Below are 22,994 nucleotides of genomic sequence, written 5' to 3'. Positions count from 1 at the left end.
CCTCGGCATCGGTAGGGCACCGGTCCCCGGGGTATGCCCGGCGAGCGCGGTGAGGACGTTGGTTACCATGGAGTAGTAACCCATGATTTCGATGCGGAAAGGGTCCACACATGAGCGAGTACAGCGTTCCCGCCTCATTCACCGTCGGGACTGACGAGAACGCCACCTCGATCATTTTCGGTATCGTCGAGCGCAATCCGGCCAAGACCGTGTTCCGCGAGAAGCGCGACGGGCAGTGGGAGCCCGTGCGAGCCGATGACGTGGCCCGGCGCATCACCGAACTGGCCAAGGGTCTCGCCGCCGTCGGCGTCAATCCCGGTGATCGGGTCGCGCTGCTGTGCCGGACCCGCCTGGACTGGATCCTCCTCGACTTCGCCATCTGGTCGGCCGGCGCCATCACCGTGCCGATCTACGACTCCTCGTCGGCCGGTCAGATCGAGTGGATCCTGCAGGATTCCGGGGCGACCACCATCATCCTCGAGGACGCCGAGCATCGCGTGCAGTTCGATCAGGTCACCGGGCTCCCACAGGAGGTCCGGGCACTCCAGATCGACGTCGCCGACGGCACCGGTGCCATCGAGTACCTCCGAGCCGCCGGCGCCGACATCGACGACGAGGAGATCGTCAAACGACGGGCTTCGGTCGGTGCCGCCACCCCGGCGACGTTGATCTACACCTCCGGCACCACCGGCCGGCCCAAGGGATGCGAACTCACCCACGCGAACATGCTCTCAGAGGTCCGCGGGGTCCTCGAAGGGGACCTGTCGACGCTGCTCGGCGACGGCAAGCGCCTGCTGATGTTCCTGCCCCTCGCGCACGTCCTCGCGCACGCCATCACCCTGGTCGCACTCGAGGCCGGCGTCGAGGTCGGTTTCACCCACGACGTCTCCGCGCTGGTCCCGGAGTTCGCGGCCTTCCGTCCCTCGCTGATCCTGTCGGTACCCCGCGTCTTCGAGAAGGTCTACAACTCCGCCCGTCAGGGCGCCCACGACGGCGGCAAGGGCAAGATCTTCGATCTCGCTGCCGACACCGCCGTCGCCTTCGCCGCCGCCTCCGAACGCGGAAACGTCGGAATCCTGTTGCGCGCCAAGCATGCCGTCTTCGACAAACTCGTCTACGCCAAGTTGCGCGCCGCTCTCGGCGGCCAGTGCGAGCTCGCCATCTCCGGCGGCGGACCGCTCGGCGCGCGACTGGGCTACTTCTTCAGTGGCGTGGGCATCCCGGTGTACGAGGGCTACGGCCTGACCGAGACCACCGCCGCCGTCACCGTCAACACGCCCGGGGCGGTCAAGGTGGGCACCGTCGGAAAACCGTTGGCGGGCAACTCCGTCCGGATCGCCGACGACGGCGAGATCATGCTCCGCGGCGCCGTCGTGTTCGCCGAGTACTGGCGCAACCCGGAGGCCACCGCAGCCGCGGTCGAGAACGGCTGGTTCCACACCGGCGATCTCGGCTCACTCGACGATCAGGGATTCCTCCGGATCACCGGCCGAAAGAAGGAACTCATCGTCACCGCGGGCGGCAAGAACGTGTCACCGGCGGGCCTCGAGGACGTGATGCGCGCGCACGCATTGATCTCCCAGGCCGTCGTCGTCGGGGACGCCAAGCCCTTCATCGCCGCGTTGATCACCATCGACCCGGAGACCTTCCCCGGATGGAAGGAACGCAACAACAAGCCCGCCGACGCGAGTGTGGCCGATCTGTCCGACGACCCCGATCTGCGGGCCGCCATCCAGTCCGCCATCGATGATGCCAACAAGACCGTCAGTCACGCCGAGGCCATCAAGAAGTTCCGGATTCTTCCCGCGGATTTCAGCGAGGAGACCGGCGAGATGACGCCGACGCTGAAGGTCAAGCGCAGCGTCGTCGTCGACAAGTTCTCTGACGACATCGAGTCGTTGTACACCAAGCGGTAGCACGGCGGTGGTGCACCGGCGAGGTCACAGGAGTTGACGCAACCGCGCCGCCATCTGTGACCACTGCCAGTTCTCCTCGACGAAAATCCTTCCCTGCCTGCCCATCTCGGCAGCGGCGACCGGATCGGAGAGGATACCGATGAGCGCGAGCGCCACACCGGCCACGTCGGTGCCGTCGACGACGGTGCCGGTGACGCCTTCCCGAACGGTTTCCGGTGCGCCGCCGGAGAGCCCCGCGACCACGGGCACCCCGGTGGCCGACGCCTCGAGGTAGACGATGCCCAACCCCTCCACGTCGAGTCCGCCGGCGCGCGTCCGCGACGGCATCGCGAAGACGTCGGCAATCGTGTGGTAGGCGGCGAGATCGGCGGCGGGAACCGACCCGGTGAAGATCACATGCTCGGCCACCCCCTCCTCCCGGGCGATCTCGTGCAATCGGTCGGCGTAGGGTCCGCCGCCGACGATGACGAGGACCGCGTCGTCGATCTCCGACCGGATCAGCGGTAACGCCCGGATCAGCACGTCCTGCCCCTTGCGGGGTACCAGACGCGACAGGCAGAGCACGGTGCGACGGTCACCGAGACCCAGATCTCTCCGAATCCGTTGCCGCGCCGCCGCATCCGGCGCGAACCGCTCGATGTCCACACCGGGTGGGAGGTACTCCAGGCAGGCCTGCGGACCGAACGCCGACGCGAAACGTCCACGCGTGTAGCGACTGACGAAGGTGACGGTGTCGGTGTGAGTCCCGATGTACCGCAACACACTTCGTGCCCCGGGCAGCATCGACCAGCCGACCTCGTGACCGTGGGTGCAGGCGATCGCCCGGCTCGCCCCGGCCTTGCGAAGATGTCCGGCGAGCATCGCGAGCGGCGCGGCGGCCCCGAACCACACCGTCGAGATGCCTTCCTCCCGAATGATCTTCGCCGCCCGTCGGGCCACGAACGGCGTCGGCAACATCAGGGTGGTGGGATGCCGATAGACCCGATACGGCACCGACGCGTCGAAGTCGACGTGGCTGTTCCCCCGCCACCGCGGTGCATACACCACCACATTCTCCGGATCGAGCCGATCCACGAGATTCTGCAGATACGACTGGATACCCCCCTGACGGGGCGGGAAGTCATTGGTCACCAACAGGGTTCGGTGCGTCACCACCTCACCATACGGTGATCAGATCACGATGGTCACCGGAGTTCACGGGTCAGCCACCCACGCCACTGTCCGACCAGTGTGTCGCGCGGAATCCCCAGTGTCGCCGCGATCGCCGCATCCTGGCGGGCCTGTTCCCCGCTCGCGGCGACACCGACGTAGAGCGACTTGAGTTTCTCCTCGCCGAAGCGTCCGGCGACGAACGCCGCCATCGACCACGCGGTTTGATACGCCAGGCGTGAGGCGTCGCTGCCCACCGCGAACTGCTCATCGGCGGGCAGACCGGCCGGTGTCCGGCCGGACCGTACCGCGGCCGCGAGGTCAGGGGCGGCATCTTCGAGGCGCGTGTAGGTTCCCTTGCGCCCCACGTACTCCGGGACGCCTTCGGTGATCCACATCGGGGCGGTGGGGGCCGTCTGCGCCCGTGTCGCGACGTGGGTGAGTTCGTGGCGCAGGACCACCTCCAGCGCGGGATCGGGGAGGTCGGCAACCTCGGGGGTGAGGACGATCCGCTGTCCGGTGGCACTGGCCGCGGACAGATCGAGATGTGCATAGATGGTGGCCGCTGCGGCACCGGTGTCCGAGGCGGTCCCGGCCAACGCCTGGAACTCGTCGTCGGTGGCGGTGGTGACGACCACCGCGCGGCGTGGCCAGCGCGGTCCCCACCAGGCGGTCACCGCGCGCACCGCGCCCGGCAGCAATCGGCCGACACGCTCGACGAGGGGGCCGGTGTCCGGGTAGGAGCCGATCACCGAGGTGCCACCGAGTGTGGGAACATCGGATGCCGCCAGCCCCGGCACGTTCCACAGCTGGGTCGGTGGCGCGGGCTCGCCGACCAGCGTGGCGTCGCCGACCACCTTCCAGTCATCGCCATAGCGCGCGACGACGAGCTGGGTGGTGACGACCACCGGGTCCTCGTCGATCCCGGGATTCGCCGCACCGCCGAGCGCACTGTAAATCTCCACCGGGGCCACCCAGTCGTCGGAACTCCCCTGTTCGTCAAGCCGTTGCCGGACATCGGCGTCCACCTGCGTCTCGGCTTCCTCGGTGGGTGCCGGCTGGTAGCGAAAGTCCCTGAGCACCAAACGGGTTCCGCGGGGTGGGCGAGCCGGACCGGCGCGGAACACCGCCGCCGACAGGTTGGCCTGCACGGTGTGCAGGCCGGCGCGGAACGCGGGCGTCGCCGAGGGATCGACGAGCGCATCGAGATCGGCGGGGGTGCCGTCGGTCAGGACCCGTGACAGTGAGGTGAGCAGGTCCCGCACGCCGGCGGTCCGCTGTTCCAGATAGATGTTCGTCGTGGTCTGCGATGTCGTCGGCGATGCCCCCGGACTCGACGGCGACGTCGTCACCGATTCACCCCCGCACGCCGACAACCCCAATGCGACAACGATGATGACGATCACGCACAGCAACGCGGGATGGCGGATCGTTCCGCGACGGCGATCGGCGCGGCGACGGGTCACGTCGGAACTACTCAGTACCGACGACCGGCGTTGAACGGCCCGGCGTCGTCGATCGGCACGACCTTCACCGGAACCCCGAAAGTCGAGGCGTGAATCACGTAGCCGTCGCCCACGTACATCCCGACGTGGTGGGCGTCGGAGTAATAGATGATGAGGTCGCCGGGCTGCAGGTCCTGCCGCGCCACGGCCGTCCCCGAGGCCATCTGCGCCTCACTGGAACGCGGCAGCGTCTTGCCGGCCTGCTTGTACGCCCAGACCATCAGTCCCGAACAGTCGAACGAGTTGGGACCGGTGGCACCCCACACATACGGATCGCCGATGCGCGTCAGCGCGGCCTGTACGGCCACCAGCGCCGGGGAGGTGCCCCGCGGGATCGCGGCCGGGTCGAAGTCGAATCGGGGGCCGGCCAACGCGGCGAGTTGCTTGCCGGTCATCGACTGATAAATGACCCGGATCTGCGCCGCCTGCAACTGCAGTTCGGCCTGACGCTTCTGCAGGTCACCACGGACCCGCTCGGCCTCGGTGACGGCCTGGGTGGCCGTTGCCGCGGTGGCGTTGGCCTCGTCGCGGGCCGACACCGTCTGCGCCCGGGTCTTCTTCAGTGTCGCGAGTTGGGCCGCGGTCTGCCTGGAGACCATTTCCAGCCCCGACATCTGATCGAGCAGGGACTGCGGCGAATCGCTGGTCAGCACCGCGTAGAGCCGATTGGAGCGGCCACCCATATAGCTGACCCGGATCAGCGAGTCGAAGCGCTGCTGCACCGACGACAACGTCGCCTCGGACCGATCCAAGGTCGTCTGGGCTGCGGCGGCCGCCTGGCGGGACTGTACGACGATGCGTCGCTGCTTGTCGTACTCGATCTGGGCGTTGTGCATGGCCTCGGCCGACTTCTCGGCCTCCTGGCTCAGCGCACGGTACCGGGTCAGCAACTGATCGGCGGTCTGCGGTTGCGCGGCGGCCTCCGGCACACCGACCAACCCACCGAGCTGCGCCATGGCGATCATGACCGCCGCGAGGGCGGTCGTGAGGACCCATCGGGTCGATCCCCTCACGCCGCTCGTCGATCCCGCTCTCACGGTTGTCACCACACTCCCTTGCTACCCCGTCGCTCGGCCACATCCCGATAGGTGGACGTCATCCCCCGCCGACGACAGGCTCGGGCGAACCGCGCTATGCGCGATCCGCCCGATACATGTTCACACGTCCCACCGGTACGTGGACTCAGTACCGCCGAACTCCCACCAGCGACCACTCCTTGACCGATGCCTTCTGCACCGGCACCCCGTAGGTCGAGGCGTGGATGAACTGGCCGTTGCCGATGTAGAGACCCGCGTGACCGCCACCGTTGAAGATGAGGACGTCGCCGGGCTGGGCGTCGGCGTAGTTCACCGCACGGCCACCGCCGAGCTGACCGTAGCTGTCACGCGGAAGGGTCTTCCCGGCCTGCTGGTAGGACCAGTAGACGAGACCCGAGCAGTCGAAAGCGTTGGGTCCGGCTGCGCCGTAGCTGTACGGGGCGCCGATCTTGGTTTCCGCGGCCTGGACAGCCTTCTGTCCCGCGGTCAGCTGCGGGGTGATGATTCCGCCGCCGCCGGGCCGGAACTGGCTGGGAACCTGGTTCTGGTCGACGCCGGGCAGCGTGAACTTCCCCAGGTTCGGGATCTCGATGGTGGCGCTGGGCGCCGGAGCCGGTGCGGCCAGGGCCGGACCGGCGGCGACAGCAAGCGAGCCGACGGTCAACGAGCCCGCGATCATCGCCTTCTTGGCGACGCCTCCGCGATTCGGCTGTTCCAAACGATGTTTGGCCACGAAAGAGGTTCTCCTTTTGTTCTCCCCTGACCGCCTACCGAGTTAGCTGTCGGGTTCGGGCCGAGAGAATGGCCCTACACACCCGGGCACAGGCGTGCCCAGGGCGCGATTCACCCCAATTCGGATTGCTCCGAAAACGTGTGGTTCCCCGGTTCGCCCATCGGGCGATTGAGCGGTGATCTCCGCAGACCACTTCTGTTGAAGTAGGACGCTCCGCGAAGGTCTCGGAAAGGTTACGAAATCGGATGCGTGTCTGTCCACTAGGGGACAAAGGGCCCTAGCCGCCCGGAAAATCACCCCGCGCGCAGAATCGTCAATCCCGGCCGCGAATCAGGCCCGCACGCTGGGCCGATGCCCGCCCTTGCCGATCGTGCAGCCTCAGTGCTCGCCATCGAAGCAGCCGTGAACGCATCGATGGCCGAACCGATCTCGGCGTCGGCGATCGCGTGCCCGCCGCCCCCGTTCATCGCCACCAGAACCGACCCGTCCTCGCTGGTCGCAGGGGTGATGAGGACGTTCATCATGCAGCCGTCACACGCGGTGCGGCGACCTGGACAACTGCTGCAGTCGATGTACATCTGTGATCTCCATCTCATTTGCGGTCTCTGGCCGTGTCGACGCCGGATTCCCCACGCGGACACCCCGAGTCATGCCTCGGGGGTCATGTCTCGGGAGCCACGTCTCGCGTGACGCCGATGCGCCGTGCGATCCGCCATCGGGAACACACGCTAGAGATGACCACCGACAGTTTTCGCCGACGCCGAGGTCGACGACGACGTCGGCCCGCGGGAGACCGCCCTTGTCGGTGGTGCGAACTAGTGTTCGCGCCGTGGTGGGAGATCCCGTTCAGCTGTCCTTCGCCGACCTGATGACCGCGGCCGGCCGCGGCGGCGATGATGTGGCCGCCGACCCGACCTTCGGCGAGGAGTCCCTGTTCGACACGACGTTCGTGGTCGTGGACCTCGAGACGACCGGCGGTGATCCCGCCCGCGACGCGATCACCGAGATCGGGGCGGTCAAGGTCCGCGGCGGCGAGGTGATCGGGGAGTTCGCCACCCTGGTCGATCCCGAGCGGTCGATCCCACCCAAGATCGTCGCGCTGACCGGGATCACCGAGGCGATGGTCTACGACGCCCCGCGTATCCCCGAGGTGCTGTCGTCCTTCATCGAGTTCGCCCGCGGGTGCCTCCTGGTCGCGCACAACGCGCGCTTCGACACCGGCTTCCTCCGGCACAACGCCACCCGCCTCGGGCGGGAGTGGCCGTTTGTCACCAGCCTGTGCACCGTCCGACTGGCACGTCGCGTCCTCACCCGCGACGAGGCACCGACAGTGCGGCTGGGTGCGCTGGCGGAGTTGTTCGACGTATCGGTCCGGCCCACACACCGGGCCCTCGACGACGCGCGCGCCACCGTGGAGGTGCTCCATCACCTCCTCGAGCGAATCGGGAATCAGGGCGTCCGCACCTACGGCGACCTGACGGCCTACCTGCCGCGCGGAAACCCTCGGCTGCGGGCCAAACGGCATCTGGCCGACGCCCTCCCCGCCCGGCCCGGCGTGTACCTGTTTCGCGGACCCTCTGATGAGGTCCTCTATGTCGGGACCGCGACCGATCTGCGCCGGCGGGTGATGACGTACTTCACCGGTTCGGACCCGCGGGCCCGGATCGGCGAGATGGTCTCGTTGGCCACCCGGGTCGATCACGTCGAGTGCGCCCACGCGCTGGAGGCGGGAGTGCGCGAGTTGCGACTCATCGCCGCCCACACGCCGGCCTACAACCGGCGGTCGACGCAGCCGCACCGCGGCTGGTGGATCACGCTGACAGCGGAGCGCTTTCCGCGGTTACAGATCAGCCGCACCGCCACCGAGAATGCGGTCGGTCCGATCCCCAACCGCACCCGCGCATCCGAGCTCGCCGAGCTGATGTCCCGGGCATCGGGCCTGCGCACCTGTCGGACGCGGCTGCCCGCGTCCGCCGGCCACCACTGGTGCCGAACCGCCGCCGACGGTGGCGACCTCATCGGCGGGTGTGCGGCGGCATCCGAGGGCCCCCTGACCCTGCCGGACTACCTGCCCCGGGTGCAGGCCGCACACGACCTGATGACCGGCCACACCGTGGCCCTGCTGGATTCGATGGTGGCCGAACTCGACCGGCTCACCGAGGCCCAGATGTTCGAAACCGCCGCGCGGCACCGTGATCGGGTCGCCGCGACCATCGAGGTGTTGGCGCGCACCCAGCGCCTGGCGTCGCTGTGCCGCGTCGCCGAGATCGTCGTCGCCCGACCCGACGACGCCCGCGGGTGGGAGCTGGCGGTGATCCGGCACGGTCGACTCGCGTCGGCCGGCATCGCCCGACGCGGGGTGGCCCCGATGCCGGTGATCGACATGCTCACCGCATCGGCGGAGACGGTCATTCCCGCCGACGGTCCCTTGATGGGGGCCTCGCCCGAGGAGGCCGCCCTGCTCTACCGGTGGATCAGCGAACCGGGGGCCCGCATCGTCACCACCAGTGAGCCGCTGTGGCTACCCGCCGGTTCCGCGGAGGGCCGCACGAGGTGGGCGGCGTGTGCCCGGCATGCCGCGGAATCCGGTGGCCGTCGGCGGTCGCGTCCCGTGGCCGCCCGGACCCCGGTGCCGGGGTCGCCGGTACGCCGGGCGGCGTCACCGACGACCGGAGCCATCCCGGCACCACCGGCGGCGGCGCTCCCGAACACCGATGCCCCCGGAGCACTGACGGGTTCCCAGAAATGCTGATGGGCGGAAACAGCGACCGGCTGGAACACTAGGCTGATCCCCATGATCACCGCCATCGTCTTGATCCACGCCGATGTTCATCAGATCCCGGAGACGGCGCAGGCCGTCGCGGACATCGCCGGAGTCGCCGAAGTGTATTCGTGCGCGGGCGATGTGGATCTGATCGCCAAGATCAAGGTGCGCGACCACGCCGAGATCGCCGATGTGGTGACGGGACGGATCAATCGGCTGCCGGGGGTCACCCACACCGCCACCCACATCGCGTTCCGCAGTTACTCCAGTTCCGAGGTCGAGGGCGGGTTCTCCATCGGCGAGGAGTGATCGTCTCCGGGTGCGCGTGAGCCCACCGACCCCGGGCTCGCCCTACTACTTCTGCGCGAGTTCGACGGACAGTGTGGCCCAGCGATCCAGCAGCGCGGCTGCCGCACCCGAATCGATCGTCTCGGCCGACCGCGCGATCGCCTGCGCCATCGCGCCCCGCAGCCCGGCATCGTCGAAGGGTTCGGTCATCTCCGCCGACACGATCGCACCCGCCGCGTTCAGCAGGACGGCGTCTCGGACCGGTCCGCGCTCACCGGCGAACAACTCGCGGGCGATCCCGGCGTTGACGGTGGCGTCGCCGCCCTGCAACGCCGACAGTTCGACGAAGTCGATGCCCAACTCCCGCGGATCGAGGGTCAGTTGGATCACGCGCCCACCGACGACCTGCCACACCGTGGATGTGGTGGTCGTGGTCAGTTCGTCGAGCCCGTCGTCGCCACGCACCACGAGCACCGTCGCATCGCGTTCGGCGAACGCCTGGGCGAGGACCCCGGCGAGATCGGCGAACGCACATCCGATGAGTCCGCGGCTCGGCCGCGCCGGGTTGGTGAGCGGCCCGAGCACATTGAAGACCGTGGGGATGCCGATCTCGCGCCGCGGCGGACCGGTGAATCGGAAGGCCGGATGGAACACCGGCGCAAAGCAGAATCCGATGCCGATCTCGTCGACACACCGGGCCACCTGATCCGCGCCGAGTCCGATGGTCACCCCGAGCGCCTCGAGGACGTCGGCCCCACCACTCTTCGACGATGCCGCGCGGTTGCCGTGTTTGACCACCGCGACCCCGGCGGCGGCGATGACGATGGCGGTCATCGTCGAGATGTTCACGGTGTGGGAGCGATCGCCGCCCGTACCGACCACGTCGATGGCCGGTCGCGTCACGTGCACGGGCACGGCGTGCTCGAGCATCGCCGCGGCCAGCCCCCGCAACTCCGCGGGTGCGGCGCCCTTCATCTTGACGCCTACACCGAACGCCGCGATCTGTGCTCCGGTCGCGCCGTCGGTCATGATCTCGTTCATCGCCCACGCCGCCTCGTCGGCGCTCAGATCGATGCCGTCGGTGACCCGGCCGAGAATCTGCGGCCACGTGTGGGTTTGCGCGCTTTTCACGTCAAGCACTCTATGGCATGTGCTCGGACACCCTCAGCGGGTCGCGGCAGGTGAGCGCATCTCGCTCGGTGAGCCAAATGCGTCGCGGGCAGCGGAGACGGTAATCCCCACCGGACCGAACCGACCGACCGGCCACACCCACCGACCGAATCGCCTACTGCCGCTGCAGCACCTGCCAACCGACCACCGTGCCGCCGTGTCGTGCACCGAGACTCGCCATCCGGGATCGCTCCTGGGACAGGTGCAGCGCGTCGAGCAACTGCGCACGCGCCAGGACCACGATCTCCGCCCCGGGGTGCACGACGACGTCGGCGGTGACCATCGCCAGATCGGCTGCGTCCGGCCGGGTTCGGGCGTAGCCGTCTTGCGCGGCCAGCGCCACGGCCTGCGGCACGCGGTCATGGGGCAGCACGACGAGGTGTCGCACCACCGCCTGCTCATCCGGTCGCCACGCCGACGCCTCGAGCACCGCCGAGCTCGACGCGGCGTCGTCCACCGAGGCGGCCACCACCACCAGATCGGCGGCGTCGATCCGCAGGCCCGGCGCCGGGCCGCGGCGACCGAATCGTGTTGCCATGCGCTGCAATCGGGTCGGCTCGATCGGACGCCCGTTGACGTCTCGCGGGCCGCTCGCGGCGTCGTCGTCGAATGAGTGGGTCATCCCTCGAGCAAACCACGTCCGGGCGCCCCCACGGACACGCCGAGGGGTCGGCGATGACATGCCCCGACCAGCGAGAAGAGAAAAAGTTCCGACCAATCTCGGACCCAAGTGGTCACCGCGTACTACGAACCGTCATACTTCACTCTGTGACTAGCGCTGTAGGTACCTCGGGAACGGCCATCACCGCGCGCGTGCACTCACTCAACCGCCCCAACATGGTGAGTGTCGGCACGATCGTGTGGCTGTCCAGTGAGCTGATGTTCTTCGCTGGCCTCTTCGCGATGTATTTCGTCGCGCGAGCCAATGCCAATCCGGAGCAGGGCTGGCCGCCGGAACCGACCGAGCTGAATCTCGCGCTCGCGATCCCGGTCACCACCGTCCTGATCCTGTCGTCGGTGACCTGCCAGATGGGCGTGTTCGCCGCCGAGCGTGGCGACGTCTTCGGCCTGCGGCGCTGGTATGTCCTCACCTTCCTGATGGGCGCCTTCTTCGTCTGCGGCCAGGGCTACGAGTACTACCACCTGGTGCACGAGGGAACGACGCTCTCCTCGAGCGCGTACGGCTCCGTCTTCTATATGGCGACCGGCTTCCACGGACTCCACGTGATCGGCGGTCTGGTGGCCTTCATCTTCCTGCTGATCCGCACCAAGCTGTCGAAATTCACCCCCGCGCAGGCAACCGCGGCGATCGTCGTGTCGTATTACTGGCACTTCGTCGACATCGTGTGGATCGCCCTGTTCGTCACGATCTACTTCATCCGATGATCCGCCGAGTCGACGGTCGTCGAGAAGACTCCGATCTTCACGCGGGATGACCCCGCACAGCCCAGAGTCCGTCCGCTAGTAGAGAGACCAAGATGAGTTCATCTCCACCGCGATCGTCGGATAGCGACGCAGCAGACGCCGTCGACACGGTCGCGTCGTCGACTCCGTCGCCGACCGCGGCACGCAAGGCGAAATCGCGACGCAAGCTGCGTCGGCGTGCCAGCGGCACGCTCCTGCTGCTCGCCGGCCTGTTCATGGCCGGCATGATTGCGTCGCTGCTGACACCGAAGCCGCAGGTCGCCACCGCCGACGTCGACAACGCCGCGCTGATCTCGGCCGGCAAGCAGCTGTACGAGACCTCGTGTGTGACCTGCCACGGCGCCAACCTCCAGGGTGTGCCCGACCGCGGTCCGTCGCTGCTCGGTGTCGGTGACGCCGCCGTGTACTTCCAGGTGTCCTCCGGTCGTATGCCCGCCGCTCGCGGTGAGGCCCAGGCGCTGCGCAAGCCGCCGAAGTTCACCACGGCGCAGATCGACCAGCTCGGTGCATTCGTGCAGTCGCAGGGCGGTGGCCCGACCGTGATGTACGAGCACAACCCGGACGGTTCGATCAAAACCGAGAACGGCGTGCGCGTCATCGCACAGGAATCGCTGCGCGGTGACAACCTCGGCCAGGGTGGCGAATTGTTCCGCCTCAACTGCGCCTCCTGCCACAACTTCACCGGTCGTGGTGGTGCGTTGTCCGGCGGTAAGTTCGCTCCCCCGCTCGACGGCGTGAAGGAACAGCAGATCTACACGGCCATGCTGACCGGCCCGCAGAACATGCCGAAGTTCTCCAACCGCCAACTCTCGACGGAGGAGAAGGAGAACATCATCGGCTTCATCAAGTACGTCACCGAGTCCAAGCCGCAGGGTGGCTTCGGCATCGGCGGATTCGGCCCGGTCAGCGAGGGCATGGTGATGTGGTTTGTCGGTGTCGTGGCAATTGTTGCCGCCGCGATGTGGATGGGATCTCGAGCATGAGCGCCAGCGGCAAGGACGTCCCCACCAAGGACGAACTCGATCAGATGAGCAATGACGATCTCGTCAAGCTCGGCACCAACCTTGACGGGGTGGAGATCATCCACCGCGGCGAGCGCTATCCCGAGCCGGGCACCGGCGTCGAGAAGCGCGCCGAGCGGCAGGTCGCCATCTGGCTGACCATCGCCGGGATCTCGGCCGTGGCCTGCTTCGTGATCTTCTGCTTCAACCACTGGCAGTTCGTCATGCCCAACGAGCCGAATTACTGGTGGTACACCCTCAACACGCCGTTGCTGGGCATCACCTTCGGCCTGTCGATCCTCGCAATCGGCGTCGCCCTGGTGCTGATCACCAAGAAGTTCCTGCCGTCGGAGATCTCGGTGCAGGACCGTCACGACGGTCCGGGTTCCAGTGACGTCGACAAGGCGACCATCGTCGCCGAGCTCAAGGACACCGGGACCACCTCCACACTGGGTCGTCGCAAGATGATCATCGGCAGCGGCATCTTCGCCTTCGGTGCTCTGGCACTCACCGGCACCGTCGCCGCGCTCGGCGGGTTCATCAAGAATCCGTGGGCCAAGCGTGACGACGCACCGCTGTGGAACTCCGGTTGGTCGCCGATCTACAACTCCAAGACCGACCCGAACGAGACGGTGTTCCTGCGCCGCGACGTCGGTGATCCGCTGCGGGTGGCCCTGGTGCGTCCCGAGGATCTGGACTCGGGCGCGATGGAGACCGTCTTCCCGTGGCGCGTGTCCGACGGTCTCGGTGAGACCGAAGAGTCCCGCCACAAGCTGATCTGGGGTCTGCGTTACGTCAGCAACCCGGTGATGTTGATCCGTCTGCGTCCCGCCGACGCCGTCAGCGTGATCAAGCGCAAGGGGCAGGAGAGCTTCAACTACGGCGATTACTTCGCCTACACGAAGGTCTGCAGCCACCTCGGATGCCCGACGTCGCTCTACGAGCAGCGCACCAACCGCATCCTCTGCCCGTGCCACCAGTCGCAGTTCAATGCTCTCGACTCCGCCAAGCCGGTCTTCGGTCCCGCGGCCCGGGCGCTGGCGCAGCTGCCGATCACGGTGAATGATCAGGGCTATATGGTCGCCAACGCCGCCATCAACCGCGGCAACTACATCGAACCCGTCGGACCGGCATTCTGGGAGCGTGACTCATGACCATCGCCGACCGCATGGCAACGCAGGCCGAAGAGGTCGACTCGCGGTATCACCTCGCCGCGGGCATGCGTCGCCAGATCAACAAGGTCTTCCCGACGCACTGGTCGTTCCTGCTCGGTGAGGTCGCGCTCTACAGCTTCATCATCCTGCTGCTGTCGGGTGTGTACCTGACCCTGTTCTTCGACCCGTCGATGAGTGAGGTCATCTACCAGGGCGACTACGAACCCCTCAAGGGCGTGATGATGACGCGCGCCTACGAGACGACGCTGAACATCTCGTTCGAGGTGCGTGGCGGCTTGTTCGTCCGGCAGATCCATCACTGGGCGGCCCTGCTGTTCGCCGCGTCGATCATCATCCACATGGCGCGCATCTTCTTCACCGGTGCGTTCCGCCGGCCCCGTGAGGCCAACTGGATCATCGGCTGCCTGCTGCTGATCCTGGCGATGTTCGAGGGATTCTTCGGCTACTCACTGCCCGACGACCTGCTCTCCGGCACCGGCGTCCGCGCCGCCATGAGTGGCATCGTGCTCGGTCTTCCGTTGGTGGGCACCTGGATTCACTGGGCGTTGTTCGGTGGCCAGTTCCCCGGCGAGATCATCATCCCGCGCCTGTACGTGCTGCATATCCTGCTGTTCCCGGGCATCATCCTGGCGCTGATCGGTGCTCACCTGGCCCTGGTCTGGTACCAGAAGCACACCCAGTTCCCCGGCCCCGGCCGCACCGAGAAGAACGTCGTCGGCGTGCGCATCATGCCGGTGTTCGCCGCCAAGGGTGGCGCGATGTTCGCGATGGTCACCGGCATCCTGGCGATCATGGCCGGTATCTTCCAGATCAACCCGGTGTGGGTTCTCGGCCCGTACAACCCGGCGCAGGTCTCGGCAGGTTCACAGCCCGACATCTACATGATGTGGACCGACGGTCTGGTACGTCTGATACCCGCGTGGGAACTCTATCTGGGCCACTACACAATTCCGTCGGTGTTCTGGACGGTCGTGGTCATCACGCTCATGTTCGTCGGGATGTTCGCCTACCCGTGGATCGAGAAGCGCCTGACCGGCGACGATGCGCACCACAATCTGTTGCAGCGTCCGCGTGACACCCCGGTCCGCACCGGTATCGGAGCGATGGCGTTCTCCTTCTACATCCTGCTCACGCTGATGTGTATGAACGACATCATCGCGTTGAAGTTCCATGTCTCCGTCAACGCGGTCACCTGGTTCGGGCGTATCGGCATGATCGTCATTCCGCCACTCGCCTACTTCATCGCCTACCGGTGGGCACTGGCGTTGCAACGCAGCGACCGTGCGGTGCTGGCCCACGGCATCGAGACCGGCATCATCAAGCGCCTGCCGCAGGGCGAGTACATCGAACTGCATCAGCCGCTCGGCCCGGTCGACAGCCATGGTCACCCGATCCCGTTGCCGTACGAGGGCGCCGCGGTCCCGAAGCGGATGAACAAGCTCGGTTCCGCCGGTGCACCGGGCACGGGTTCGATCCTGACGGCCGATCCGCCGGAGCAGCAGAGCCGCAACATCGCCCACGAGCACGAGCAGGAAATCGCCGAGACCAAGGCCCTGCGCGAACTCCAGGCCAAGGGCGGCAATCCGCTCGAGGACTAGTCCAGGGCGAGAATCGCGCCCGCACAATCGAATACCGAGGTCCCCGCTGGGACGCCCACCTGCTACAGGTACATCCGGGCGTCTGAGCGGGGACCTTCTCGTCGGCGTTCGCCACGCCCCTCCCCTCCCCCACCCACTACCTCCACGACGGCACACCTGCCGATACGGTGAACCCATGCCCCGCATTCCACTCGGTCGCCGGCAGAGCCGCGCGGTGAGCCGCCAGATCCGCAAGGTCACCCGCGGCATGGGTTCACTCGACTCCGCGATCTACGACTCGATCGCCGGATCGCCGAGTCCGCTGCTCGATGCGACGATGCCACCGCTGACCCACGCCGCCGACCACAGCAAGCTCTGGTTCGCGATCGCGGTGGCCATGGGTCTCAGCGGCCGACCGAACCTGCAACGCGGCGCGGTCCGCGGAGTGGGTTCGCTGGCGGTGACCAGCGTGTTGACCAACCAGTTCGCCAAACGTGTTCGGCGACGCCCACGTCCCTCGTCGTCGCTGGTTCCGGTCCCACGACGAGGACGGTCGATACCCCGGTCGAATTCGCTGCCCTCGGGACACTCGGCGAGTGCCGCGGCCTTCGCCACCGGGGTCGCCATCGAGAGCCCCGTTGCGGGTCTGGCCCTGTCTGCGTTGGCCGGGCTCGTCGGACTGTCGCGGGTGGCCACCGGCGCGCACTACCCCGGTGATGTCGCGATCGGACTCGGCATCGGCGCGGCGGTGGCGACCGCCGGAGCGCAGGTCGCCCCACCGATCGTGCGCCGGCGCATCTCCATTCCGGCGCCGACCACCGTCGACGGACCTTCGATCGGCGACGGCACCGGCGTCACCGTGCTGGTGAACCCATCTTCCGGGCAGGGTTCCGGCGAACAGATCTGCCGCCGCATCGTCGACGAACTCCCGGGGGCCACCATCGTCGATCTCTCCGCCCTCGACGATTACGCCGCGGCCGCCCATCGCGCGGCGGAGTCCGCGCAGGTCCTGGCTGTCGTGGGTGGCGACGGTACCGTCGCCACCGCCGCGTCCGCGGCGCTGACGGCCGACATCCCGCTCGCGGTGTTCGCCGCGGGAACCTTCAACCACTTCGCCCGCGACATCGGCACTCCCACCGCCGACGACACCCTCGCCGCGATGCGCGACGGGCGCATCACCCGCGTGGACGCCGCCCGCCTCAACGACGACCGGGTCATTCTCAACACCGCGTCGATCGGGGCCTATCCGCACTTCGTCCGCACCCGCCAGCGCATCGAGAGACGCACCGGCAAGGCGATGGGCTCGGTCATCGCCGCCGTGCACGTGCTCCGGCATTCCCGCCCACAACGTATCCGCGTCAACAACGAGGACCTCGACGTCACCCTATTCCTGCTGGGCAGCTCGATGTACGGGTCGTCGGGATTCGCACCGGCCCGCCGTGAACGCCTCGACGACGGTCTCCTCGATGTCCGGTTCCTCGTCGCCGGGCCCCGCTTCGCCTTCCTGCGCGTCGTCTACGGTCTACTGACCGGACGTCTGCAGCGATCACAGGCCTACCGGGAGATGCAGGTTCCCGAGTTCACCTTCACCGCCGATGAGCCCGTGGTGATCGCGCACGACGGCGAAATCGGCGAGTCGTACGACGAGGCCACGATCACCGTCTTCTACCGCGCACTGCAGATCTACGGATCGAGCATCACCCCGCGCTGACAGTGCCCACCCCCGACACTGACAGCGCTCTGTCCGACGTTGACAGCGCTCTGTCCGACGTTGACAGCGCTCTCGAATGCGTTGACAGCGCCGTCTTGGAAGTCAGGTGAGAGCGCCGTTGATGTGGAACGCGCTCAACGTTCATGGCGGGTGCACCAGGCAACACAACAGCCGCATCCCCACGCGGGGAATGCGGCTGTATGTAGCAGCTTTCAGTGCTTCTCGGTCAGTGCTTTTCCGGGCCGACGTGGTACTCGAACACCAGGCCACACGCGCTGCCGATGATGCAGGCGGCCGCGAAAATGGCCAGCCAGATGTTGCCGGTGGCGAAGGCGATCGCAAACATCGCGGCCGAACCGGCGATGAGGATCGGCCACCACGAGTGCGGACTGAAGAAACCGAGTTCGCCTGCGCCGTCCTCGATCTCGGCATCCTCGTAGTCTTCCGGACGGATCTCGACGCGACGGGCGACGAACCGGAAGTACGTGCCCGCGATCAGCGTCAAACCACCACTGAAGAACATGGCGACCACACCGACCCACTCGACGCCACGCGAGGTGAACACTGTGCACAGCGTGTAGATGATGGCGGCGAGGAAGAAGAACGCCGTGAGCAGCTCGAAGAGCCTCGCTTCAACCTTCATTGGACGTCACGCTCCTTGAGGGGTGCAGCCGGGGATACGGGTGTTGTTCGGGTCGCCGGTGGCGGTGGCGGTGCCATTACTCTTGCGACGGGTGTCGAACGGGACGGTCACCACGGACTCGGGCTGCTGGCAGATCGCCTGCAGCGCTTCACCGTTGGTGGCGTCCGGATTCGTGTCGCGGTAGCGCAGGTACCGCTCGAAATCGGCCGGCGAGACCGCGCGGACCTCGAAGTTCATCATCGAGTGGTAGGTGCCGCACATTTCCGCACAACGCCCGACGAAGGCGCCCTCACGTTCGATCTTCTCGATCTGGAAGACGTTGTCGGTGTGGTTCTGCTCGGGGAAGGGCATCACGTCGCGCTTGAACAGGAACTCGGGGACCCAGAACGAGTGCACGACGTCCGCGGCGGCCAGTTCGAACTGGATACGCTGATCGGTCGGCAGCACCAGCACCGGGATCGTGGTCGAGGTACCGAGCGTCTCGATCTTGTCGAACCGCAGGTAGTTACGGATGTCGTCGTCACGTCCGCCGGCCGGACCCGGAAGGGGCTCGCCGTGATGGGTGTTCTCCTGCAGCTGCAGATCAAACGGACTGCCCAGCGCACTGGGGAACTCGGTGCGTTGGCCACCCAACTCGGCTTCGCGGTAACCGAACTTCCAATTCCACTGGAAGGCGGTTACATCGACGACGACCTTCGGATCGTCGGTCTTCTTCTCGACCTGGTTCTGCACGATCACGGTGAAGTAGAACAGGACCGCGATGATGACGAAGGGAATGGCGGTGTAGGTCAGTTCCAGCGGCACGTTGTAGGCCGTCTGCCGCGGGAACTCGTCCTTACCGTCCTTGTGGCGATGGAAGGTGATGGTCCAGAAGATCAGGGCCCACACCAGGATGCCCATCAGCAACGCGGCGATGACCGACCACGTCCACAGCTTGCGCATCACCTCGGCCTCGGGGGTCACACCGACCGGCCAGCCAAACCGCACGATCTCCTCGCCGCTGCATCCCGTCATCAACAGCGCGCCGACGGCGAGGATCGCGACGATCCCGAGCCGCTTCACCGTCCGCGACGCGGACGAAACACGTCGGGCCGGGGGCCGTCCACCGTGTGCCAATTTCACGCCTTCCTGCTCGCTCGTCGCGACGAGACGCCGGACGAGTCGCATGCCACATGACCTGCCTGGACGCGCCACATCCGCCGACCCTCGGCCCGATCGGCCGAACGCCCACGGACACCACGGTTTCCACCGTGGCCGCGCCCATGTACTACGCAGCGTAGACCAACTCCCGGGAACTTTTTCGGTTGGGGTGGATCAGCGCGTCGAATTCCGCAACCCCGACCTCCGAAGGCCTGTTCGCGTGGGATTCTGCGCACCGGCCGGGCCATGCGATCCGGCCCCTCCGGCAGCGATACGGCATACTCGGACGCGGCCGGGACGCCGTGCGCCCGGAACCGTTCCATCGAGTGACAAAGGGTGACGTATCTGGTGTGTGGCTTGCTTGGTCTGCTGACCTCCGACGGTTCGGCGGCCACCGCCGTCGACCTCATCGCAACGGCCTCGCACTGCATGCGCCACCGCGGACCCGACGAGCCGGGCACCTGGCACGACGACGATCTCGTCCTCGGGTTCAATCGACTGTCGATCATCGACATCGAACACTCCCATCAACCGCTGCGGTGGGGGCCGCCGGAGAATCCCGAGCGCTACGCCCTCGTGTTCAACGGGGAGATCTACAACTACCTCGAGATCCGCGCCGAACTGGCCGCCGACGAGCACGCCGTCTTCCACACCGAAGGTGACGGCGAGGCCATCGTCGCCGCATTCCACTACTGGGGACCCGACGCCGTCCGGCGCCTACGCGGCATGTTCGCGTTCGCGATCTGGGACACCGAGACCCGCACCCTGTTTCTCGCACGCGACCCATTCGGCATCAAACCCATGTTCCTCGCGACCGGGCCCGGCGGCACCGCCTTCGGCAGCGAGAAGAAGAGCGTCCTCGAACTCCTCGACCGGCTCGCCCTCCCCCACGATCTCGACCCCCGCGCGCTCGAGCACTACACCGTGCTGCAATACGTTCCCGAGCCGGAAACCCTGCACGCCGGCATCCGCCGGCTCGAGTCCGGCTGTCATGCGACGCTCCGGCCAGGGCAGCCACCCTCGGTCACCCGCTACTTCACACCGCATTTCACCGTGCGACCGTTCACCGACGCCGACCGCCAGAAGCGCTACGACGAGATCGCCGACGTCCTCGCCGACTCGGTGGCCAAGCACATGCGCGCCGACGTCACCGTCGGCTCATTCCTGTCCGGCGGCATCGACTCCACCGCCATCGCAGCCCTCGCGATCCGCCACAATCCCGACCTGGTCACCTTCACCACCGGATTCGAGCGCGACGGTTACTCCGAGGTCGACGTCGCCGTCGAATCGGCCGAGGCGATCGGTGCACGCCACATCGTCAAGGTCGTCGACGAGAACGAATTCATCGCCGCCCTCCCCAAGATCGTCTGGTACCTCGACGATCCTGTCGCCGACCCCGCCCTGGTACCGCTGTACTTCGTCGCCGCCGAGGCGCGCAAACACGTCAAGGTGGTGCTCTCCGGCGAAGGCGCCGACGAACTCTTCGGCGGCTACACCATCTACAAGGAACCACTGTCGCTGGCGACATTCGACAAACTGCCGGGCTCGCTGCGCCGACTCGCCGGAAAGGTCTCCGACCGGATCCCCGAGGGCACCCGCGGCAAGAGTCTGCTGCACCGCGGTTCACTGCCCCTCGAGGACCGCTACTACGGCAACGCCCGCAGCTTCGACGACGCGCGCCTGCGTGCCGTCCTCAAGGATTACCGTCCCGAATGGACCCACACCGACGTCACGGCACCGATCTACGCCCGCAGCCAGGGATGGGACCCCGTCGCGCGGATGCAGCACATCGACCTGTTCACCTGGCTGCGCGGCGACATCCTGGTCAAGGCCGACAAGATGACCATGGCCAACTCACTCGAACTGCGCGTGCCCTTCCTCGACCCCGAGGTGTTCAAGATCGCCGAAGCACTACCCTTCGACGAGAAGATCTCCCACGGCACCACCAAATACGCACTGCGCAAGGCGATCGAACAGATCGTCCCGCCGCATGTGCTGCACCGCAAGAAACTCGGCTTCCCCGTGCCCATCCGCCACTGGCTGGCCGGTGGCCAGATGTACGACTGGGCCCGCGACACCATCACCACCTCACAGACCGAGCACCTGCTCAACAAGCCCGCCATCCTGGCGATGCTCGACGAGCACCGAGACGGCGTCGTCGACAACAGCCGACGCCTCTGGACCCTGCTGATGTTCATGGTGTGGCACGCGATCTTCGTCGAAAAGACCCTCGTCCCCGACATCACCGATCGGACGTACCCGGTGAGATTGTAATTTGGCGCCGGCTCCGCCGGCGCGTGCCCGGCGGGCCAAAGCACCACGACTTCCTCCTCATCGCATCGTCGCTTCGCTCCTCGCTCTTCGTCGTGCAGACGTGGCGCGCCCGCCGGGCGTGGTCGTCCGAAGTGCCGGGTGGGCGCTGGCTAGTTCGGCACCCGCCGCGGGCGTGGTGAGCGGGTTTGCGAGGACTCACCACGACGAAAACCTTTGAGCGACACGCACAATCGGCCCACCTCGCGAGTCCGCGCCGGCAACGAGCCAGTCGCGTCGGGTCTGCACGACGAAGAGCGGGCGAAGCCGCCGCGTTGAGCTCCGTCGAAATGATGCGCTGAGGAGGAAGACCCGACGCCAAAGCCTGGCGTGTTGGCGGCGCGGGCTCTAATAAACAGCAGCGATTTCTTTGGCCGCCTCGGCTCCGTAGGCGCCTTCGATGCGGGCGATGGCCGCGTCGTGATCCCAGTTCCAGTCCTGCGTGGACACCGTCTCCAGGACGAGGACCGCGACCATCGAACCGAGTTGCGCGGCTCGTTCGAAGCCGAGTCCCTTGCTCACCGCAGTGAGAAAGCCTGCGCGGAAGCCGTCGCCGACGCCGGTCGGATCGACCTTGGCGGTCTCCGGGACCACGGGGACGTGAATGCGACTGCCGTCGCGCTCGATGATCTCGACGCCGCCGGCCCCGAGGGTGGTGATGCGGGTGCCGACCATCTCCGCGACCCGATCCTCGGTGAGTCCGGTCTTCTCGCGCAGCAGACCCCACTCGTACTCGTTGGTGAACAGGTACGTCGCGCCGTCGATGAGGGTGCGGGCGGCCTCGCCGTCGAGACGGGCAAGCTGCTGCGACGGATCGGCGGCGAACGGGATGCCCAGATCGCGGCATTCGGCGGTATGGGCGACCATCGCCTCCGGGTCGTCGGCACCGATCAGGACGAGGTCGGGTGTCGCGGTCCGCGCGATCACGTCGGCCAGCGCGATCTCACGGGCCTCACTCATCGCCCCCGCATAGAAGAAGGCGAGCTGCGCCATGGCCTCATCGGTGGTGCAGGTGAATCGGGCCGTCTGATGCCGATCGGACACGCGCACGGCCTGGCAGTCGACCCCGCGGTTCTCGAGCCATTCGCGGTAGTCGGCGAAGTCGGCGCCGACCGCACCGATGAGGACCGGTGCGCCACCGAGTTCTCCCATCGCATAGCAGATGTTGCCCGCGACCCCGCCTCGACGAACGACGAGATCCTCGGCGAGGAAGCTCAACGAAATGTGATCGAGGTGATCACCGAGCAGTTGCTCGGAGAACTTGCCGGGGAACTTCATCAGATGGTCGGTCGCGATCGAGCCACACACAAAGATGCTCACGGGTCAGATCAGCCCTTCATTCGGTCCACGTTCAACGACCCTTCACGCTACCGACCGGACCGTCGACGCAAACGACCGCATCCCCACCCGATCCATTCGGGTGGGGATGCGGTCGTGATCGCTCGAGTCG

18 protein-coding genes and 1 riboswitch are annotated in these 22,994 nt (G+C 67.0%); of the genes, 9 read left to right on the top strand and 9 right to left on the bottom strand.

The genetic code is table 11. From position 1 onward, the window contains the following. Positions 1-110: 110 nt before the first annotated feature. The gene (locus ACWETB_RS03575) at positions 111-1,916 is read left to right on the top strand and encodes an AMP-dependent synthetase/ligase (RefSeq protein WP_452209326.1); all 1,806 of its coding nucleotides are present in this window, start codon (positions 111-113) and stop codon (positions 1,914-1,916) included. A gap of 24 nt (positions 1,917-1,940) precedes the next feature. On the opposite strand, the gene ACWETB_RS03570 is transcribed toward ACWETB_RS03575, so the two are convergent. The 4 genes from ACWETB_RS03570 to ACWETB_RS03555 all read right to left on the bottom strand — a co-directional run bounded on the left by ACWETB_RS03570 (position 1,941) and on the right by ACWETB_RS03555 (position 6,340). Next, the gene (locus ACWETB_RS03570; protein WP_449743713.1) at positions 1,941-3,068 is read right to left on the bottom strand and encodes a glycosyltransferase family 4 protein; all 1,128 of its coding nucleotides are present in this window, start codon (positions 3,066-3,068) and stop codon (positions 1,941-1,943) included. Between the two features lie 32 nt (positions 3,069-3,100). Further along, positions 3,101-4,531, bottom strand: coding sequence for a hypothetical protein (locus tag ACWETB_RS03565; RefSeq protein ID WP_452209324.1), 1,431 nt, complete (start codon positions 4,529-4,531; stop codon positions 3,101-3,103). 11 nt (positions 4,532-4,542) lie between these two features. Then, positions 4,543-5,619 carry an NlpC/P60 family protein gene (locus ACWETB_RS03560; protein WP_452209322.1) on the bottom strand — a complete coding sequence of 359 codons (1,077 nt, stop codon included), beginning with the start codon at positions 5,617-5,619 and terminating at the stop codon, positions 4,543-4,545. 133 nt (positions 5,620-5,752) lie between these two features. Continuing rightward, positions 5,753-6,340 (bottom strand): C40 family peptidase, encoded by a 588-nt coding sequence (locus ACWETB_RS03555; RefSeq protein ID WP_348804115.1) that lies wholly within the window; start codon positions 6,338-6,340, stop codon positions 5,753-5,755. Between the two features lie 16 nt (positions 6,341-6,356). Next, positions 6,357-6,525: riboswitch (cyclic di-AMP (ydaO/yuaA leader) on the bottom strand. A gap of 644 nt (positions 6,526-7,169) precedes the next feature. On the opposite strand from ACWETB_RS03555, the gene ACWETB_RS03550 reads away from it, so the two are divergent. Next, positions 7,170-9,092, top strand: coding sequence for a DEDD exonuclease domain-containing protein (locus ACWETB_RS03550; protein WP_452209320.1), 1,923 nt, complete (start codon positions 7,170-7,172; stop codon positions 9,090-9,092). A gap of 42 nt (positions 9,093-9,134) precedes the next feature. Continuing rightward, on the top strand, positions 9,135-9,413 hold the full coding sequence (locus tag ACWETB_RS03545; RefSeq protein WP_348804118.1) for an Lrp/AsnC family transcriptional regulator: 279 nt from the start codon (positions 9,135-9,137) through the stop codon (positions 9,411-9,413). A 45-nt stretch (positions 9,414-9,458) separates the two neighbouring features. Here ACWETB_RS03545 and trpD read toward each other — a convergent pair whose 3' ends face one another. Continuing rightward, positions 9,459-10,523 carry an anthranilate phosphoribosyltransferase gene (gene trpD / locus ACWETB_RS03540; RefSeq protein WP_449743717.1) on the bottom strand — a complete coding sequence of 355 codons (1,065 nt, stop codon included), beginning with the start codon at positions 10,521-10,523 and terminating at the stop codon, positions 9,459-9,461. 154 nt (positions 10,524-10,677) lie between these two features. After that, complete coding sequence (locus tag ACWETB_RS03535) at positions 10,678-11,184, bottom strand: hypothetical protein (protein WP_449743718.1); 507 nt, start codon at positions 11,182-11,184, stop codon at positions 10,678-10,680. A 146-nt stretch (positions 11,185-11,330) separates the two neighbouring features. Here ACWETB_RS03535 and ctaE point away from each other — a divergent pair, with 146 nt between their 5' ends. The 5 genes from ctaE (at position 11,331) to ACWETB_RS03510 (ending at position 17,451) form a co-directional block, all read left to right on the top strand. Beyond that, the gene (gene ctaE / locus ACWETB_RS03530) at positions 11,331-11,948 is read left to right on the top strand and encodes an aa3-type cytochrome oxidase subunit III (protein WP_348804121.1); all 618 of its coding nucleotides are present in this window, start codon (positions 11,331-11,333) and stop codon (positions 11,946-11,948) included. A 92-nt stretch (positions 11,949-12,040) separates the two neighbouring features. Further along, the gene (qcrC, locus tag ACWETB_RS03525) at positions 12,041-12,970 is read left to right on the top strand and encodes a cytochrome bc1 complex diheme cytochrome c subunit (RefSeq protein ID WP_449743719.1); all 930 of its coding nucleotides are present in this window, start codon (positions 12,041-12,043) and stop codon (positions 12,968-12,970) included. Then, positions 12,967-14,142 carry a cytochrome bc1 complex Rieske iron-sulfur subunit gene (gene qcrA, locus ACWETB_RS03520; protein WP_348804123.1) on the top strand — a complete coding sequence of 392 codons (1,176 nt, stop codon included), beginning with the start codon at positions 12,967-12,969 and terminating at the stop codon, positions 14,140-14,142. The genes qcrC and qcrA overlap by 4 nt, the downstream gene beginning before the upstream one ends. Next, positions 14,139-15,761, top strand: a complete 1,623-nt coding sequence (gene qcrB / locus ACWETB_RS03515) for a cytochrome bc1 complex cytochrome b subunit (protein ID WP_348804124.1) — start codon at positions 14,139-14,141, stop codon at positions 15,759-15,761. The genes qcrA and qcrB overlap by 4 nt, the downstream gene beginning before the upstream one ends. A gap of 175 nt (positions 15,762-15,936) precedes the next feature. Next, on the top strand, positions 15,937-17,451 hold the full coding sequence (locus tag ACWETB_RS03510) for a diacylglycerol kinase family protein (RefSeq protein ID WP_452209315.1): 1,515 nt from the start codon (positions 15,937-15,939) through the stop codon (positions 17,449-17,451). A gap of 226 nt (positions 17,452-17,677) precedes the next feature. Here ACWETB_RS03510 and ACWETB_RS03505 read toward each other — a convergent pair whose 3' ends face one another. Continuing rightward, positions 17,678-18,094, bottom strand: coding sequence for a cytochrome c oxidase subunit 4 (locus ACWETB_RS03505; protein WP_348804126.1), 417 nt, complete (start codon positions 18,092-18,094; stop codon positions 17,678-17,680). Positions 18,095-18,100: 6 nt separating this feature from the next. Further along, positions 18,101-19,156 carry an aa3-type cytochrome oxidase subunit II gene (gene ctaC / locus ACWETB_RS03500; protein ID WP_348804261.1) on the bottom strand — a complete coding sequence of 352 codons (1,056 nt, stop codon included), beginning with the start codon at positions 19,154-19,156 and terminating at the stop codon, positions 18,101-18,103. Positions 19,157-19,582: 426 nt separating this feature from the next. Here ctaC and asnB point away from each other — a divergent pair, with 426 nt between their 5' ends. Beyond that, positions 19,583-21,508 (top strand): asparagine synthase (glutamine-hydrolyzing), encoded by a 1,926-nt coding sequence (gene asnB, locus ACWETB_RS03495; RefSeq protein WP_452209313.1) that lies wholly within the window; start codon positions 19,583-19,585, stop codon positions 21,506-21,508. A 384-nt stretch (positions 21,509-21,892) separates the two neighbouring features. Here the strand turns inward: asnB and ACWETB_RS03490 are convergent, their stop codons facing one another. Next, positions 21,893-22,864, bottom strand: coding sequence for a carbohydrate kinase family protein (locus ACWETB_RS03490; RefSeq protein WP_452209311.1), 972 nt, complete (start codon positions 22,862-22,864; stop codon positions 21,893-21,895). Between the last annotated feature and the right edge of the window lie 130 nt (positions 22,865-22,994).

The organism is Gordonia sp. NPDC003950 (genome assembly GCF_053605205.1).
The sequence above is the reverse complement of the archived record's forward strand: the minus strand, read 5'-3'. Positions and strand labels throughout refer to the sequence as shown.